The organism is Sphingobacterium sp. IITKGP-BTPF85 (assembly GCF_001006065.1).
Classification (GTDB): Bacteria; Bacteroidota; Bacteroidia; order Sphingobacteriales; family Sphingobacteriaceae; genus Sphingobacterium; species Sphingobacterium anhuiense.
Window position 1 is genome coordinate 1 of record NZ_ASZT02000118.1, and the last position, 16,980, is coordinate 16,980.

A 16,980-nucleotide genomic window follows, 5' to 3' on the forward strand; every position below is an offset into this window, starting at 1 on the left:
TTTCATCTTCTACGATCAATATCTTTTTAAACATGTGCTGAATTTAAAAAAAAATCCCCATTCTTTCGAGAATGGGGATCGGAATTTATGAGATTGCTCTAATTTTATAAATCTGGATTATTTGATATCGCTTCTTTAGGATAACGAATTACATAACGTGGATCATTTTGAATTAAAGTATAGTCTTTAGACTGATAGCTATGTACAATTTTAGGTCGTGTTGTACGTTTTAAATCGTACCAACGCAATCCTTCCAAAGCAAGTTCTCGAGCACGCTCATCTAGTATAAACATAATCAGTTCAGCATTAGATAGGGTTGCCAATTTTACTTGAGCTGTTGTAAAAGCAGTTGCGGTCAATCTATTTTTTAATAGCGTAGTCAAAGCTGCAATAGCTTGTTCTTTTTGTCCCAATCTCGCTGCTGTTTCCGCTTTAATTAAATATAACTCTGCATTTCTAAACGTGACATTAAAGCGGTTATCTCCCCCTTTTTTAGATACATAGTCACTTCCTAATTTTTGAAAATAACGATTAACACGTAAATCTCCCGCTTTATACTTAGCCATAAAAGATGGACTAATATAAGTTGAGCGAGAAACATTCGTTTTTCCTACCTCTTCCCATGCCTGAATCATCTCTTTGGATTCAAAATCATTTGGTAATTTTGAACCGACTTCGTTTAAATTTTCTAGATTCGCATTAATCGCTAATCCTTTATCGGCAGCTTTGGTTGCAAGTTCCCATTCGCCACGATATAATCTTAAACGTGCTTCAAAGGCTTCGTAAGCACGACGGCTGAATCTGTATTTTACGTTGGTCGCCTGATCTTGAACTTGTAATAAAGCAGATGCGTCTTCCATATCCTGCAGAATCTGGGCACATACTTTTTCTACTGTTGCTGGCGCAAACAATTGCTCCAAGTCTACTTTTATCGAAATCGGTACGCCACGATCTGTTGCAGCTGTTGCAGCATTATAATTATCAGCGTAGGTATTTAATAATTCAAAGTGCGCATAAGCACGTAACAAATAGGCTTCTGCACGGATTTGCTTTACAGCATCTGTATCTCCTGCTTTGTCTTTAGCTTCTGCAATGATGTGATTGGCATAGAAAATACTTTTAAAGAGCGTTTCCCAAGCCATGGATTGAGTATTGCGATCAGGATTTTGATCATTCCATAGATAAAGATCTTTCAATGTTGCCAGATCGGTAGAAAATTCATCCAATAACAACTCGTCTGTACGTAAGTTTAAGTATGATTTGTGTTCTGGATAAACTTTATAGCCACTAAACATCAAAGCTCTAAAATCAGCTTCTGTAGTAGGAACAACAGTTCCTACTGGTTGTATATCTAAGTATTTATTGCAAGAAGTGCTTAAAAGCCCACCAACTAACAATCCTATATATAATAAATTCTTTTTCATGGATATCTTAATTAAAATGATGCTGTTAAACCAAAAGCAAATGATTTGGAGATGGGTTGTGCATAGTTATTACCAAACGTTTCCGGATCAAAATATCCATCATAATTATTACCAAAAACAAACAGGTTACGTCCTTCTATATTAAATCGGATATTAGATGCCTGAATTTTATTTGCTACTGATTTTGGCAAAGTATAACCTAAACGGATGCTATTGACACGTAAATAACTCATCTTTTTAGACCAGATATCTAAATATTTAAAAGCATTTGATGGATCGTTACCATCCATCCAGCTGTAGGCCATCCAGCGATCACTCGCTTCAGCGCTTGTCGAACCTATTGCAATAAAATCTTTTGAGCCTGGAGTCAATGCCTGCAGTACATCTTTTGTATAATTGGATCCGCGATCTACAATGGCTGGATTATAAGTTGGACTACGTCTCATCCATTGGTCAATATTAAATACAACTGAAACAGCTAGATCAAAATTAGCATAGCGGAACCTGTTTGTCATACCACCAACAAATTTAGGGTCCATACTACCTTTGTATTTAAATTTATTCTGATATTCATTGTTATTCATCGATGAATTTACAAAAAGACCCGGCGCCATATCTGCATAGGGATCAAACAATTGAAAGTAATCTTCATATGATACGACAGCTCCTTGATCGTTGTAGAACTGAGGCAAACCATCAGCATCCAAACCAGCTGTCTCAATTTCATACATCGCATTGATCGGATTACCTGCACGCGCATCTACATTGTAAGCTGTCGGATCTGCCATCACACGTTTCAACTTATTACGGTTATGTGCAATATTAAAATCTGTCGACCAAGAGAAACGATCACGCACGATATTTTGGCTATTAACTGAGAATTCAATACCATCATTGCTAACAGATGCCCAGTTGCGTGATACATTCGGGAATCCATTTTCTAATGGCAATTGACTTGTACCAATTAGATCTGTCGATAAACGATTATAATAATCAACCGTAAACTGTACTCTATTTTTTAGAATTCCGAAATCAAAACCTGCATTCCAGGACTGTGTACGCTCCCAACGTAATTTATCATTAGCAGGCATGTCAACAACAATGCTTTCTTCGTTATTTCCAGGCAACATAGATCCATTACTATATGTACCGATAATAAATGGATATGAATTACGATCAATATTACCTTGTATACCGTAAGAACCACGAAATTTCAGATTAGAAACCCATTCCTGATCTTTCAAGAAATCTTCTTCTTTTGCATTCCATGATCCCGATAGTGACCAGATGGGTAAGAATCTATATTTAGGATCTACACCAAACATATTGGAGCCATCGTAACGGATACTACCATATATATTATATTTACGATCATAACTATATGAAGCATTTGCATAAAATGATGCATAAGAAGATTCACCTATTGTTTTAACATATTGCTGATATTTTTTATCAGTCGCATAATTACTAGATGGGAACAAAATAGGCTGAGTTGTCAATGTTTTTGGATTGTAACCAAAACCGCGTGTCATTATACCCGTATTTTTAGATCTTCTCAACTCCGTACCTGCCATGATTTCAATATCATGGTGATCATCGAATTTCAAGTTGTATTGAGCAAAAGATTTCCAGTTGTATTGAAAAATACTGTTCTTATCATTCTGGATTTGCCCGCCATCAGGCAAAAAATACTTATTTGTTTTTGAAGCACTATCATAATAACGTGTTTGTGCCCTAAACTTTCTTGTATTATAACTTTCCTTGTCAGCGAAACGCTCTGTGCCTGACTCTTCAAATTGCAAACCCAGTTCAGTACGTAAAGATAACGATGGCAAAATCTGATAGGTTAAATTTGCAATCGCTTTTAAGCTTTTGTTATTCAAATTATAATTTGTATTTGCACGTTCTTCTAGAGCATTGAAAGGAATATAGGTATCTCTTTCGTAGCCTACGATATCTTGGTCATACACATAATTACCCTGTGCGTCTCTTGGCGTCAAATATGGGTTAACTGTCCGTGCATAGGTATTGGGGTTTGTAAATGCATCACGATCCTGAATGAAATTATTACGATCTGTAGATGATCCCAATAAATTGATACCAGCCTTTAGCTTATTACTGATCTTAAAGTTATTATTTAAAGTCAATGAATAACGACGCATTCCGACCCCTTTGGTAGCTGCTTGTTCATCATAGAATCCACCTGATAAATAAAAATCATGTCCATCAGATCCTCCAGATATTGCTGCTGTATATTGCTGATTTAATGCAGTACGGTACAATTCATCTCCCCAGTTATGACTCTGACTGCGCAATTGACTGATCGCATCTTGTGTTGTTTTAGAAAGGCCCGTTATACCAAATTTACGATAAGAATCTAATTCATTATTAGCACTCAACAACCGAGCAATAGCGCCTTGGTTAGTACGGTAAGTCAAATCCGAACGATTGGCCATCCCTAATTCAAACTCAACCTTTTCTGATGCGTTCATCAGGTTGAGTTTCGTAAAATCAGGTTTCTGCGTAACGAAACTATTTGCCGATACAGAAACCTGTGTAGGTCCTTTTTTACCTTTTTTAGTTGTAATGACGATAACACCATTGGCAGCTCTAGCGCATAAATTGAAGTTGCCGCGGCATCTTTCAATACGGTAATATCCGCAATATCATCTGGATTGATACCTGCAATCGGTAAATTCGACAGATTGTTCAAATTATCTTTATCGAAAGTATTGGGCAATGCAGTTCCTTCGATCGGTAAACCATCAATTACCCATAGTGGATCTTGTGTTCCATTTAAGGATACGGTACCGCGGATACGAATCTTTGGTGCACTGTTTGGTCCACCATTAAGATTGCTTAATTGTAAACCTGCTACCTGTCCTTCCAGTAATTGGTCAACACTAGACACACCGGTTTGCTTGATATCATCTAATTTCAGCTTATTATAAGCGGTCGTGTTTTTGACCTTACTGATATTGGTATACCCTGTTACGATCACTTCATCAAGAGCATTATCTGTTGCCTCCAAAAAGATCGTGTTGTATACCTTTGCTACCTGGACTTGCTTATTTTGGTACCCTACAAAGGAAACCGTAAAATATTTAACGTCCGTCGGTACAGTTAGCGTAAAATTACCAGCATTGTCGGTCACTGCTCCCAATGCAGATTGTTGTATTTGACCAACTACGCCCGTAGATTCCCCTACTGCTGTGCTTTCAATAAAACTGTAGCACCTAATATCGGTGTTTGTGTTTTGCTATCCAACACTTTTCCCTTTAGGGTTATCGTTTCTTGTGCATACGAAGTAAGTTGCACGCAAGAAAAGATGACAAAGAGTAAGAATTTGTTCATTTGTTTTATATATATAGATTTTTGTTAATTATTCACATTTAACGAACTATTGATCCGCATTAACAGGTCCTGATAATGTGCCTGAGTGGTAAAATCTCCTGAAGACTGCGCTGCTTTCAACAACTTCTGTATCTGGATTAATTCCGCTCGCTTCACGGTCAGCATTTCAGATGTTCTGCTCATACCTGAAACATGCACATTGCGTAAATCATGTTCATCAGAATTAGTATGTGCTGTTGCATGTATCGGACAGAACGCTGGTTTAGCCACTTTCATAAATTGATCTACAAAAGACAATTTTTTCGTATTCAACTTATCCATACTTTTATTATTGGTTACCAATAATATATCGATATAGTTCTGCTGCAACATACGGGCATCAATATCTAAGTTTTGCTTTTTTAAAGTTTTTGCAAATATCTCCTGACGTAATGTTTTCAGAAATTCCTCTACACTCCACGCTTGAGCACGTCCGAAAAGTAGTTCCATCTCGGTCATGCGCAATAAGCGCTGATCTTGAAGTAAATTATATAATAAGCTGTATTGAAATTCTCTTTTTAATGTATAAGGCGCATATTCGAAAGAACCTACTGGACTATCTTTTAATGGGAATGTTTTTGTCATCAATTCTTTTCGGAACAACCATTCTGGCAAAGTAAAAACATTTTCTTTTAAGTAAGCTAATGCTTCTATTTGTTTCTGGCGCGGCACTGGTGCATATGCGTCTTTACCGTCACCTAAAACAGGGTTATTGAGATAGATACCACCGATATTATTGGAAACATGATCTGCATAAGCATACCATTGACCAATAACAGCCATATATAATTTACCTGCTTTATAGTAATCCTGACCTGAAGTAGTTGTCCAGTTAATGATCTGAGGCATGATACGTTTCAAATTTTTCAAACCATATGTGCCAGCAAGCATGGCATTGTCTCCTAAATCTTCTGACTGCGATCTTGGATCAACTGTATTTTTAGGGTCCTGTTGCTCTCCGTACCAATAGTAAGGATTGTCCTGCTTCGACTCAATCTCTTTTTTTAGCAATGGAAGTTCTTCCCATGCTGTCTTGTTCGGGTACCATCGGTAAGCCCAGGCAATTGCATATTTATCATATAGACCAATCACTGGTGTAATAGCCTGTACCTGATCTTCTGGTTGAGCCACATAATTAAAACGGGCATAATCCATGATGGACGTTGCTGTCCCCCCCATCTTTTGTGTAAAGGAAGCTGAACGCAATGAATCTACAGGGAAACTAAAAGACGATCCCATATTATGCTTCAATCCTAATGTATGACCAATCTCGTGTGATGATACAAAGCGGATGGCATGTGCCATTTTCTCATCAGAGAATATGTTACCGCGAACAGATGGATCGATCGTGCTGTCTGTACACGCATCCAGGTATTTAAAGCAGTCATCACATTATGCCACCAGATTACATCTGCTTCTAAGATTTCACCGGTGCGTGGATCTACAACTGATGGTCCCATCGCATTGGCTTGTGGAGAAGCTGCATAAGTGATGGCTGATGTATTTGCATCATCGATATCAAAGTCCATTCCTTTTGGAACTTCTTTTGCAATGATGGCATCTTTAAAGCCGGCCTCTTCAAAGGCTTTTTGCCAATCGTGTACTCCTTCAATAATTTGTTTACGCCATTGTTGTGGAGTAGCTGGATCAATATAGAAAACTATTGGTTTCTTTGGGACAACCAGTTCGCCCGCTAAATAACGTTCCACATCTTCTTCGCGTGGCTCTAACCGCCAGCGTGTTACCAGTTCTCTTTTCTCCATTTCTTGCTGCTTATCTGAAAAATACCAGCGTGGAGTAGTAAAATAACCTACCCTAGGATCTGAGAAACGTGGCTTCATTGCATCTTTAGGCAATTCTAATATATTACTAGTGATGGTTAAACTGATTGGAATGGATTCATTTCCTTCGGTGACACGTGTAGATAATATGGAGCGAATTACAATGTTGTTATCAAATGATTTCATCTGATCGATCAATGATAATGCTGTTTTAGGAGCAGTACCTAATCCAATATTGGTAAATACATCGTTGAAACTTTTTTCAGTTCCATCAAATACTTTATTTATCTTGATAATTACTGACGATGAATCTTTATTATAGCCTTCAATTTTGAATGATTCAATAAACGATGCTGTAAAATTATCGGCGACTGAGCGTGCTATCGCATCTTCTTTAGGTACTTCTACCTGAGGTTTAATTTCACTTGCCCAAATCTCTTTACGCGCTTTTTTTAGGGAGAAACGTATTACTTTATTTTCATAATTCATGCCTTTATTTAAGCCAGCTTCATTCAAAGCTAAGGGTACAGAAGAGATTTTATTGATCAACAAAAAGTCTTTATCCAGTTTCTCAACCGGTATTTCGAAAAAGAAATCTTTCTCTTTATTAATAACATTAAAAATCCCGCTATCAATTTTGGCATTTTTTAGAAACTTGTCGTAAACTAAAGCAGAATCCTTTTTTGTGGAATCAGCGACAACATCTTTCTTTTTACCTAAGCCTAGAGGACTGAGCAGCTGACAAGAATTGAGAATGAAAATAGAAAAGAAACCAAAGCTTGCTAATGCTGAATTTCTTTTGAAAGGCAGATTATTCATTTGTTTAAATTAAAATAGGACTCATAGATATAGGGTGGTGAAGATGCCAATATATTATGGTTCCAAAAAGCGAATCAGAGTGAAGGCGTCAATTTCAGGAGTGAATCCGCAGTTTTACTGGAAGAAATATTCCAGTGCTCTTAAATTATTATTTTATCTTTATCGACTGTCAATATGGATGAATGGTAGATATACAATAAAATCAGCATCATGATACTGGATTTCAAACCCTTGTACCTGGTAAAAATCGTAAACATGTGCTATCATTTTGGTTCCATAACCTGCGGCGTCCATATCCGGGTTTTTGAACAATACAGTATTACGAACGACCAATCTTCCTTCCTGCTCTTCAATCGTAATTGATAATGGCTGCTCCTTACGAAGTTCATTGTGTTTGATGGCATTTTCAATTAAAATCTGCAAACTGAATTTCGGAATAAATAAGGGCATGACCTCTGGAGTGACGTTGATTTTCAATGGACTTAAGGTATCTCCAAAACGTATTTTTTGCATGAAAAAATATTCCTCTGCAAGTGCCAATTCTTCTCTTATCGTTGCTAGACCTGACTCATCACCACTTAAAAACTTCCGGTATACTTTTGCCATCTTCCCAACAAAAACTTTTGCTTGAGCCGGATCTTTGCCAATTAATTGCTGTAGGGATCCCAAAGCATTAAACAGAAAATGTGGATCTACTTTCCGTTTCAAATTTTCAAAGCGAAGCAAAGCATCTTCTTTTTGATATTCCAGATTTTTTAGCCGCAATCGCTTCGCTTTTCTATTTTGAATGTCAAGCAAAAACATAAAAAATAACATGGTAGCAATACCTATAGCACCTAGAAGGAATGTCTTGTTACTAATATCACGTACATCATCTTCTGTCAGCATCAATAGCACATTCACAAATAATCGATTATTTTCAAATGTTCCTTTGAATTTATATTCATCCAACAGAACTTCCATCAGAATATAGTCTGACATGACCAGATTATTTTTCACAGGATATTGCTTCCAGCTCTTTATTCTTTTTTTTCCTATTTGTTTTTCATCAGGATAAATCAAACATATTCCATTGGCATCATATACTTCAAAATATGCCGGGTACCTGGATTTCCAGCCCAAAAATAAGCGTTCAATTTATGCAGATCTAACGTCAGCTGAAGAACTCCCTCATCGGTTGGGACATAAACATGTAAATACATCCCTTTTTCACTTTTAATAAATTTTGTTCTTCTGAAATCTTCTGGTAATGCTGTACTCTTAATCACGGGATCTATAGCCTTCGGATCGGCATACCATTCCAGATTTTTTGAAAAATGGAGACCATCAGATCTCCAATACGTGTAGGCAATGAGAAACTGTCGCACACTGTCTTGATCAATCAGTTTATTCATGAATTTTGCTGTCCTTCATCAGCAGCAAGCCCCATCAAATGGAAAACACGATCAAAATCATCGAATTCTTTTTGAACTAATTGCGATTTCTCAAATGACATCTCTTTTAAAATCCTTTTGTTTAATGTGTGTAACCTATGGTCAATGACTCGAAACATCAAGACGTAGATCGAAACTATCACAAATAGCGATAACCCTAAGATTATAAAACGGTTACGTTTAAAATAAAATGAAGTTATATATTTATTCATCAACAAAAAGAAATTATTGCTTAACAAGCTTAAAAATTATATATGTAGCATTTAGAAAAAAGCACCTACTTGTATTAAAATGAAAAATTCACTATATTACAAGTAACTAAACCAGAAAATACTTAATTATGAAGAGTTACAGCGCGAAAATTGGTAAAGGAGCCTACGTTTGGTTACTTAGCATCATCACCTTACTTACTTTCAATTACTATGAAAATATCAATAAAGGATTTTTTCTAGGTGCACTAATTTCAACTCTATTTCTCGGATTAATCTGGTACATTATTTTTATATTTCCGAAGTACCAGATTGCAGATCGTTCTCTACTACTCAGTAATTTTCTAGAAAAAAAGCCATCTCTATTGATGACATTAGAAAAATTGAGCGAAACCAAATCAGAGGAATTTACCACATTTTAAATCCTTACCAAAAGGGTTTAGTTATATATTTCAATAAATATGATGATGTTTTTGTAAATCCTCGTTCTGAGGATTCATTTATACAAGAATTACTAAAAGTAAATCCAGATCTTGAAATTATTTAGAAATAAAAGCGTTTGAATTAGAGCTCAAACGCTTTTATTTTATTGCACCTAGTATTTTATTGCACCTAGGAAGTTAACCTATTTACTAGTTAAGTTTTCTTCAACTAATTCTTCGACATATTGACGAACAACCTCATTCGAGAAACGAGTCGTTACATCAAATGCAAATGCATGTACCAATAAGATACGAGCAGCTTCTTCACCAATACCTCTAGCTCTTAGATAGAATAAGGCATCGTTATCAAATTGTCCAATTGTACAACCGTGTGAACACTTCACATCATCAGCAAAAATTTCAAGCTGAGGCTTCGTATAAACTGCAGATTTATCTGAGATCAACAAGTTATTATTTTGTTGAAATGCATTTGTTTTTTGAGCATCCTCACGTACGAAAATCTTACCATTAAAAACAGCTGCAGATTCTCCCTGCGTAATATTTTTATACCATTCGTATGATTCACAATGTGGTTTCATATGATCCACTTCTGTGTGGTTATCAACCAACTGTTTATCATCTGTCAAGTTGATACCGTATAAGTGGCTTTCTACATTTTCAGCGTCAAGACGTACGTTGATATTATTTCTTATAAAAGCTGCTCCAGGAAAATTACAGTTATAGTTATTGTATAAGCTATATTTCTCTTGATATACTTCCGTATGATTGAAATAATTACTCGCAGATTCCGCTACTTGCAAATAGTAGTGTTGCATTTTAGCGTTTTCTTTGACAATGATCTCTGATACTTTATTTTGAATGTTTTTAGCGGCGCCAGCAACAGTCATATAAGACTCGATAATCTCTGCTTCAGCATTTGCTTCCAGGACGATTAAATTACGTGTCTGTGAAAAGAAATCTTCTGTACCTGTCGCAACATGGATAATATGGATCGGTTTAGCTAATATGGTATTTTTTGCAAGTGCAATAAAAACACCATTTGTATAACCAGCTGTATTCAATGCTACGAAAGGATTACTAGTTTTGTCTGCATGTTGTGCAAAATGTGCTTGGAAAGCAGGTTCTTCTACAGCATCCTCCATCGTTTTCACGATAAGGCCTTTTTCTTCTTCTAAAGAAGAGAATGACAGCATGTATTGACCATTAACCAACACAATGCGGTGTGCATCCAGATTTGGAATTTCACCAGCACTAAAATCTAATCCTTCAATATCCACATCCGAATTCAATACATATGATTGATCGATAAGCTTATGAATATTGGTATATTTCCATTCTTCGTCTTTCACCGTTGGAAAGCCAACTGCTGAGAAGCGATCAAAAGCTTGCTGACGTATTGCCGACAAAAAAGCAGGCTCCGCTACTTGCTCTTGAAAATTGCTCAACACTTGTTGAAGTAATGATTCTGAAACTAATGTATTCATTTTATATTTTAATCAAATCGCTAATTAACACCTCTATTCTTTCACAAGATCTGTGTAATTATGCGTTTTGTGCGTCTAATTCTTTTAACCAATCGTAACCTTTTTCTTCTAATTCTAAAGCTAATTCTTTAGGACCAGATTTTACAATACGTCCGTTGTATAATACGTGAACAACATCTGGCACGATATAATCTAAAAGACGTTGGTAATGCGTGATAACTACAAAAGCATTATCTTTAGAACGCAATTGATTAACACCATTTGCGACGATACGTAAAGCATCAATATCCAAACCTGAATCTGTTTCATCCAAAATAGATAATTTAGGATTTAACATGGCCAGCTGGAAGATCTCATTTCTTTTTTTCTCACCACCTGAGAATCCTTCATTCAATGAGCGGTTAGCCAAGTTCGCAGAGAATTCTACCAACTGTTGCTTTTCTTTCACTGTTTTTAAGAATTCTTTTGCTTCCATCGGAGGCAGACCTTTATATGCACGAATATCGTTAACTGCTGTTTTCAAGAAGTTAATGTTCGATACTCCTGGTATTTCAATTGGATATTGGAAAGCTAAGAACAGCCCTTCACGAGCACGATCTTCTGGAGATAAATCCAATAGATCAACGTTGTCCAATAAAGCTTCACCTTCTGTCACTTCGTACGCATCACGACCAGCTAAAACATTTCCTAAAGTACTTTTACCAGCACCATTGGGCCCCATGATTGCATGAATCTCACCTGCTTTTACTTCAAGATTTAAACCTTTTAAAATTTGTTTGCCGTCTACAGACGCGTGTAAATTTTTTATACTTAACATTTCTTTATTAGTATTGTGTATTGCGCATGGTACTTTCAACAAGTACTCTGGTTGCAACTATTTTTTTATCTATCCTACTGAACCTTCTAACGAAATCGCCAACAACTTCTGTGCTTCAACAGCAAATTCCATCGGTAACTGGTTTAATACTTCCTTTGCGTAACCATTGACAATTAATCCTACTGCCTTCTCCGAATCGATACCACGTTGATTTAGGTAAAAGACTTGATCTTCTCCTATTTTTGAAGTGGTAGCCTCATGTTCTAAAGTTGCTGTATTATTACGATTTTCAATATAAGGGAACGTATGTGCACCACAACGGTCTCCGATTAGTAAGGAGTCACATTGTGTAAAGTTTCTTGCATTATCTGCATTTGGTCCGATTTTCACCAAACCTCTGTAACTGTTGTGGCTTTTGCCTGCAGATATACCTTTAGAAATAATCTTTGATTTGGTATTTTTTCCGATGTGAATCATCTTGGTACCTGTATCTGCGACTTGCATATTACGGGTCATTGCTACCGAATAAAATTCACCAACCGAATTATCGCCTTTTAAGATGACACCTGGATATTTCCATGTAATTGCTGACCCAGTTTCTACTTGTGTCCAGGAAATTTTACTATTATCACCTTTACAAATACCACGTTTTGTAACGAAGTTGAAGATACCACCTTTACCGTCTTTGTCACCAGGATACCAGTTTTGAACGGTAGAATATTTTATTTCAGCGTCTTTTTCTGCAATTAATTCGACTACTGCTGCGTGCAATTGATTTTCATCACGCATAGGAGCTGTACAACCTTCTAAATAGGAGACATAAGCGCCTTCTTCAGCAACAATTAATGTACGTTCAAATTGACCTGTATTTTGTGCATTGATACGGAAATAAGTAGACAATTCCATTGGGCAACGAACGCCTTTCGGAATGTACACGAAAGACCCATCAGAGAATACCGCTGAATTTAATGCTGCATAAATATTATCTGTTTGAGGAACAACTGATCCTAAATATTTTTTAACCAATTCAGGATGCTCTTGAACAGCTTCTCCAAAAGAACAAAAGATAACACCTTGTTCTTTTAATTTTTCACGGAAAGTTGTTTTCACAGATACTGAATCAAATACAGCATCTACGGCCACTACACCTGCCAAAATTTTCTGCTCGTCCAAAGGAATTCCAAGCTTAGCGAATGTAGATAATAACTCAGGGTCTACTTCATCTAAACTGTTTAATTGCGGTTTTGCCTTTGGCGCCGCATAATAGGAAATGCCTTGAAAATCAACCTCTGGTGTTTCGAAATTTTGCCATTTCGGCATTTTTAAGGTCTGAAAATGACGGAATGCTTTTAATCTCCATTCCAATAACCATTCAGGCTCGTTTTTCTTAGCTGAAATAAAACGCACGGTGTCTTCTGTAAGACCAATCGGCGCAAATTCCATTTCGATGTCTGTTGTGAACCCGTATTTATATTCTTCGAGCTCCAGCTCTTTTAGTAAATCGTCGTCTTTAGTACTCATAGTTCGCTCTCACGGTTTAAAAAATTGCATTCAGGTAAAACCCACAATCTTCTGAACGACAAAGTTACGATTTACATGCCAATAAAACGTTACTTTTAGTAGTTTAAGCGCCCATTTTGATAAAAAAGTGATGAATGTCACTTTTTACGCACTCTAAGCTTAACAGGTACCTCTTTTTTTACAAACAAATGATTTACCATAATAAAAATCTATATCATATCGTTGAAAATATTGTTTTTGATTATACAAAAAATTAAAAATCAAAAACACACTACAACACCAAATTAAATTTGGAACAATTGTGTATATTTACAGAATATCACCAATAAAAATAGTTGAATATGCCATTTTTGCCAGATAAAACAGATTTAAAAATCCTAAAATTATTACAGGAGAACGGACGTATCACCAACCTGCAACTAGCTTCAAGCATCGGACTTTCGCCCGCTCCAACATTGGAACGAGTACGAAAACTTGAAAATTCGGGATTTATAAAGAGTTACCACGCATTTGTTGATGAAGAAAAATTAGGATTAGGAATCAAATCTTTCATACAAATATCGTTGGATTTTCATACACACAATGCTATCCCAGAATTTGTAGCAGCAGTTAAAATGATTCCCGAAGTAACTGAATGTCATCACGTAACAGGAAGCTGTGATTTCATGCTTAAAGTATATGTTAAGGATATTAAAGCATATGAAGCTGTAATTATGGAAAAAATAGCTAAGATTCCGTTTGTAAAAACTTTCCAGACCATGATGATAATGTCCACAAGTAAAAAAGAACCTATTATTCCTTTGGAATATTAATGAATAAATACATTGTCCATTTTGCTTGCTGCTGATGGGCAATGTTCTTCATCGTATATATACATCCTATTTTGGATTAATTTCCTTTATAATCTATCTTAAAGATTTTCAATTTAGCGGACAATCTGCTGTCCCACTTAAAAATCGGCTCGATTTTAGCACCAATTATTTTGCTTTCCATTCATTACTTAATAACTACTTTAATTGACATACCATATTCTTTCTAATATACTTGACTGATAAAAGTAGATTAAGGTTACGTGTTGATAATGAATTTATCATAAATAAAACTGTGAAAAAATAGTTATTCATAATTACTATTTTTCGCATGTGGCAGCATTAGAGAAGGCAATAAATTATATTTATTATCTTTACAAGACAGTTATGACAGATAGTATTACACCATATCCTGATTTTGCACTTATTCTTTCTTGGCCAGATGCCACAATAAGAGGTGATGAAAAATGGATGATGTTTTTCAAAAAATAGGGATCGTTAAGAATTTAAATTTTAAGGTTGGACATACTGGTGTTGTTATCATTTCCTCAAAAACAGGCGATTTGTTTTATTATGATTTTGGCAGATATATCTCTCCACGAGGTTATGGACGAACAAGATCAAAAGAGTCAGACCCTCTTTTATCAATCAGTATCAAAGCGACGTTCAACAATGGGGAGATTTCAAACTTAGAGGCTATCGTTGCTCATTTTGAAGATATGAAACCTGCTATGCAGGGAAGTGGTGAACTTTTCTTCTCTATTGTCAAAGGACTTAACTTTGACCATGCAAAAGCATTTGCAGATAAATGGGTACAGAAAGGTTCCTATCCTTACGGAGCAGTGGCAAAAGGAAACAATAACTGCTCTCGTTTCATTACACGGCTACTATTTGCTTCTTCACGCCAATTTTGCTGGTCTCATCCGATTAATTTTCCAGAAACTATTAAAGCTAGTCCGATCAGCAATATTGTGAATTCTGCTGAGAACAAAATGATTTACCGTTATTCTCCAGAATATGGATTGCAGAATTTCAGAATGTCTCGTGTTCAATCACTCTTATTCTTGATTAAAAAGCTAAGTGAAAACGTATACAGCAAACAAGCTGCTTTACTGCCTGAAGACATCAGTATCGGAAGCATGTTATCTAAACATAAACCTCTTCATATCCCTGAGAGTTCTCAATATCTCGGTGGCGTTGGTGAAGGAGCCTGGTTTGATCTATCGTTGCTTAGAAACAATCAGTTGCTCATACAGCGGTTTACCATAATCGGCACTTTTGAATATGCGATTATCGGTGAGATTGAAGAAAGAATAACGTGTTTGCAAGATCTAAAAATAACTTATGACAGCCATCTTCAAATGACACATGTGCTTTATAAGCAACGAAAAATCAAAATAAACCATCTCCATCATATTTCTACTCAAGAACTGCAATCGTTACTAGCGGAAGTAATGACTGCTTGAGATGGATAACTAGATCAATTTCCAGTCAATCGGTTTTTCTCCATGTTGCTGTAAGAAGACATTTGTCTTAGAAAAATGCCTGCATCCGAAAAATCCGCGATAAACAGATAAGGGCGATGGATGTACTGCTGTCAAAACCAAATGTTTCTGAGCGTTTATTAGGGTCGCTTTTTTCTGTGCATATGCACCCCATAATAAAAAGACTACAGCTTCTTTATTTTCTGAAATTGCCTGAATAACTTGATCTGTAAACTTTTCCCAACCTTTTTTCTGATGTGATCCAGCTTGATGTGCATTGACTGTAAGTGTAGCATTCAATAATAAAACTCCCTGCTTGGCCCAATACGATAAATCTCCTGATTTCGGAATTTTAAATTCCGAAATATCTGTTTCCAATTCTTTAAAAATATTCTTTAAGGATGGCGGTAATGCAATGCCATCAGGAACCGAAAATGCCAGACCGTGAGCTTGACCATCGTTGTGATAAGGGTCCTGTCCCAGAATCACTACTTTAAGCGAATCAAAAGTTGTTAATCGAAATGCATTGAATACTAGATCTTGCGGAGGAAATACTTGTCCATTATCTCCTGCTTGTTGCACAAAAAAGATAGATCAACCATATAAGACTGACCTAAAAGTGGGCCTAAAATCGGTTCCCAAGATTTATCAAAACGTTTTCCCATATTCTAAATATACAATTTTACAAAATAACAACTAAAACAAGTTGCTTTAGCGCACAATTTAACGGATATTTGCAAAATTAAACTCGATATACATTTACATTAAATATAGACTTATGTCAAATCTTGTAAGAATTATTATTAGCAGTGTGCTATTAATCGGAACAGTTGCTTTATTTTGGATTGGCCAATGGGGATGGGGTATTTTAGGAATATTCTTAACAATAATCGGATTTGTAACAGTTTTCTTCCATGAATATATGTTATTGGCGCAATGGTTTCTTCGCAAGCAAGATATGCCAAAAGCTGAAAAATGGTTAAATAAAATCACAAACTATGAAAAGCAGTTAATTCCGGCTCAATATGGCTATTACAATATGTTAATCGGCCTGATCGAATCGCAACGTGCTCCTATGCAAGCTGAGAAATATTTCAAAAAGGCATTGACATTAGGTCTTCATATGGATCACAATATTGCACTAGCAAAACTTAGTTTAGCAGGTATCGCAATGGCAAAACGTAATAAGCGTGAGGCAGAGAAATATTTACAGGAAGCTAAAAAAGCAGATAAGAGTAAATTATTGGCCGATCAAATCAAAATGATGAAAGATCAAATGGGTATGATGGATCGCCAACAAATTCGATACAGCAGATAAGTTATTAAATTTATATAGAAACGGCTGTTCAATTATAATTGAACA

16 protein-coding genes and 1 pseudogene are annotated in these 16,980 nt (G+C 36.0%); 5 read left to right on the top strand and 12 right to left on the bottom strand.

The window, feature by feature from the left end:
* Nucleotides 1-104: 104 nt before the first annotated feature.
* The 8 genes from L950_RS18840 to L950_RS27020 form a co-directional block, all read right to left on the bottom strand.
* A complete protein-coding gene (locus tag L950_RS18840) occupies nt 105-1,424 on the bottom strand; it encodes a RagB/SusD family nutrient uptake outer membrane protein (RefSeq protein ID WP_021192423.1) in 1,320 nt (439 codons plus the stop codon).
* Between the two features lie 11 nt (nt 1,425-1,435).
* A complete protein-coding gene (locus tag L950_RS18845) occupies nt 1,436-4,018 on the bottom strand; it encodes a SusC/RagA family TonB-linked outer membrane protein (RefSeq protein WP_316930700.1) in 2,583 nt (860 codons plus the stop codon).
* Nucleotides 3,916-4,578, bottom strand: coding sequence for a TonB-dependent receptor plug domain-containing protein (locus L950_RS34000; RefSeq protein ID WP_231577441.1), 663 nt, complete (start codon nt 4,576-4,578; stop codon nt 3,916-3,918). The genes L950_RS18845 and L950_RS34000 overlap by 103 nt, the downstream gene beginning before the upstream one ends.
* Nucleotides 4,579-4,628: 50 nt before the next feature.
* A complete protein-coding gene (locus L950_RS34005) occupies nt 4,629-4,778 on the bottom strand; it encodes a hypothetical protein (RefSeq protein WP_231577437.1) in 150 nt (49 codons plus the stop codon).
* A gap of 24 nt (nt 4,779-4,802) precedes the next feature.
* Nucleotides 4,803-6,122, bottom strand: coding sequence for a zinc-dependent metalloprotease (locus tag L950_RS34010; protein ID WP_231577438.1), 1,320 nt, complete (start codon nt 6,120-6,122; stop codon nt 4,803-4,805).
* Nucleotides 6,071-7,417: a DUF5117 domain-containing protein gene (locus L950_RS34015; protein ID WP_231577439.1), complete on the bottom strand. Its 1,347-nt coding sequence runs from the start codon at nt 7,415-7,417 to the stop codon at nt 6,071-6,073. Before L950_RS34015 ends, L950_RS34010 begins: the two co-directional genes overlap by 52 nt.
* A 159-nt stretch (nt 7,418-7,576) precedes the next feature.
* Nucleotides 7,577-8,539 (bottom strand): sensor histidine kinase, encoded by a 963-nt coding sequence (locus L950_RS27015; protein ID WP_197086551.1) that lies wholly within the window; start codon nt 8,537-8,539, stop codon nt 7,577-7,579.
* On the bottom strand, nt 8,476-8,811 hold the full coding sequence (locus L950_RS27020; RefSeq protein ID WP_021192425.1) for a hypothetical protein: 336 nt from the start codon (nt 8,809-8,811) through the stop codon (nt 8,476-8,478). Before L950_RS27020 ends, L950_RS27015 begins: the two co-directional genes overlap by 64 nt.
* Nucleotides 8,812-9,190: 379 nt before the next feature.
* Here L950_RS27020 and L950_RS18860 point away from each other — a divergent pair, with 379 nt between their 5' ends.
* A complete protein-coding gene (locus tag L950_RS18860) occupies nt 9,191-9,481 on the top strand; it encodes a hypothetical protein (RefSeq protein ID WP_021192427.1) in 291 nt (96 codons plus the stop codon).
* Entirely contained in the window at nt 9,457-9,606 is a 150-nt protein-coding gene (locus tag L950_RS37460) for a PH domain-containing protein (protein ID WP_410528141.1), read from the top strand. The genes L950_RS18860 and L950_RS37460 overlap by 25 nt, the downstream gene beginning before the upstream one ends.
* A 78-nt stretch (nt 9,607-9,684) precedes the next feature.
* Here the strand turns inward: L950_RS37460 and sufD are convergent, their stop codons facing one another.
* The 3 genes from sufD to sufB all read right to left on the bottom strand — a co-directional run bounded on the left by sufD (nt 9,685) and on the right by sufB (nt 13,324).
* Nucleotides 9,685-10,986 (bottom strand): Fe-S cluster assembly protein SufD, encoded by a 1,302-nt coding sequence (gene sufD, locus L950_RS18865; RefSeq protein ID WP_021192428.1) that lies wholly within the window; start codon nt 10,984-10,986, stop codon nt 9,685-9,687.
* Between the two features lie 58 nt (nt 10,987-11,044).
* Nucleotides 11,045-11,803, bottom strand: a complete 759-nt coding sequence (gene sufC, locus L950_RS18870) for a Fe-S cluster assembly ATPase SufC (RefSeq protein ID WP_021192429.1) — start codon at nt 11,801-11,803, stop codon at nt 11,045-11,047.
* A gap of 69 nt (nt 11,804-11,872) precedes the next feature.
* A complete protein-coding gene (sufB, locus tag L950_RS18875) occupies nt 11,873-13,324 on the bottom strand; it encodes a Fe-S cluster assembly protein SufB (RefSeq protein WP_021192430.1) in 1,452 nt (483 codons plus the stop codon).
* Nucleotides 13,325-13,665: 341 nt separating this feature from the next.
* Here sufB and L950_RS18880 point away from each other — a divergent pair, with 341 nt between their 5' ends.
* Nucleotides 13,666-14,136, top strand: coding sequence for an Lrp/AsnC family transcriptional regulator (locus L950_RS18880; RefSeq protein ID WP_021192431.1), 471 nt, complete (start codon nt 13,666-13,668; stop codon nt 14,134-14,136).
* 464 nt (nt 14,137-14,600) lie between these two features.
* On the top strand, nt 14,601-15,599 hold the full coding sequence (locus tag L950_RS18885; RefSeq protein WP_021192433.1) for a DUF6695 family protein: 999 nt from the start codon (nt 14,601-14,603) through the stop codon (nt 15,597-15,599).
* A gap of 9 nt (nt 15,600-15,608) precedes the next feature.
* On the opposite strand, the pseudogene ung reads toward L950_RS18885, so the two are convergent.
* Nucleotides 15,609-16,282: pseudogene (gene ung, locus L950_RS18890) on the bottom strand (uracil-DNA glycosylase).
* 113 nt (nt 16,283-16,395) lie between these two features.
* On the opposite strand from ung, the gene L950_RS18895 reads away from it, so the two are divergent.
* Nucleotides 16,396-16,935, top strand: coding sequence for a tetratricopeptide repeat protein (locus L950_RS18895; RefSeq protein WP_021192435.1), 540 nt, complete (start codon nt 16,396-16,398; stop codon nt 16,933-16,935).
* Nucleotides 16,936-16,980 lie beyond the last annotated feature (45 nt).